This window comes from Streptomyces sp. NPDC002888 (assembly GCF_042888465.1).
Lineage (GTDB): Bacteria > Actinomycetota > Actinomycetes > Streptomycetales > Streptomycetaceae > Streptomyces.
In genome coordinates this window covers 1-1,241 of the sequence record NZ_JBIAPU010000068.1, presented here as the reverse complement: position 1 = coordinate 1,241, position 1,241 = coordinate 1, and the positions used below count along the sequence as shown (strand labels likewise).

At 69.3% G+C, this 1,241-nt stretch carries 1 protein-coding gene; it reads left to right on the top strand.

Going from position 1 to position 1,241, the window contains the following annotated elements; genetic code table 11:
- Positions 1 to 12: 12 nt before the first annotated feature.
- On the top strand, positions 13 to 1,241 hold a 1,229-nt coding region (locus ACFYWX_RS47730; RefSeq protein ID WP_389431813.1), incomplete at its 3' end, for an amino acid adenylation domain-containing protein.

The window sequence follows — 1,241 nt, the reverse complement described above, 5'->3', positions numbered from 1 at the left end:
GAGCGTCGTCGGGTGCTGGCCGAGTGGAGTGGTGCCGCGGCGGAAGCTGAGGAGAGCACGCTTCCGGCGTTGTTCGAGGCGCAGGTGGCGCGGACGCCTGATGCGCCGGCGGTGGTGTCCGGGGGCGTTGAGCTGTCGTATGCGGAGTTGGATGCGCGGGCGAACCGGCTGGCGCGGCTGCTGGTGGGCCGTGGTGTGGGCCCGGAGTCGGTGGTGGGGGTCTGCCTGGAGCGTGGTGTCGAGTCGGTGGTGGCGCTGCTGGCGGTGGTGAAGGCGGGTGGTGCGTATCTGCCGGTTGATCCGGAGTATCCGGTGGAGCGGGTCGCGTTCATGCTGGCGGATGCGGCGCCGGTTGTGGTGGTGACGTCGCGTGCTGTGGCCGGGGTGGTCCCGGGCTCGGTGCCTGCGGTGGTGGTGGACGAGCCGGCTGTGGTGCAGGAGCTGGCTGGTCTGTCGGGTGGGCCGCTGGGTGCGGCCGTGTTGCCGTCGCATCCGGCGTATGTGATCTATACGTCGGGTTCGACGGGTCGGCCCAAGGGTGTGGTGGTTGAGCATCGTTCGGTTGCGGGTCTGCTGGCGTGGGCGGGTGTGGAGTTCGGTGGTGCGGACTTTGCGCGGGTGCTGGTGTCGACGTCGTTCAACTTCGATGTGTCGGTGTTCGAGTTGTTCGGTCCGTTGGTGTCGGGCGGCAGTGTGGAGGTGGTCAAGGATCTGCTGGCGTTGGCGGATCGGGATGCTGGTGTGGGTGAGGTGAGTCTGGTCAGTGGTGTGCCGTCGGCGTTCGCGCAGGTGGTGGCCGGTGGCGGTCTTGCTGTTGAGCCTGGTGTGGTGGTGCTGGCCGGTGAGGCGCTGACGGCTGACACGGTGGCCGGTATTCGTGCCGTGCTGCCGGGCGTTCGGGTGGCGAACATCTACGGTCCGACCGAGGCGACGGTGTATGCGACCGCGTGGTTCGCCGAGGGGGATGTGGAGGGTGTGGTGCCGATCGGCCGTCCGGTCGCCGGTACCAGTGCGTATGTGCTGGATGCGCGGCTGCGGCCGGTGCCGGTGGGTGTGGCGGGTGAGCTGTATCTGGCGGGTTCGGGTCTGGCGCGTGGGTATCTGGGCCGTCCCGGTCTGTCGGCGGAGCGGTTCGTCGCCTCGCCGTACGGCAGCGGGGAGCGGCTGTACCGCACGGGTGACGTGGTGCGCTGGAACGCCCAGGGCGAGGTGGAATACCTCGGCCGTGCCGACGAGCAGGT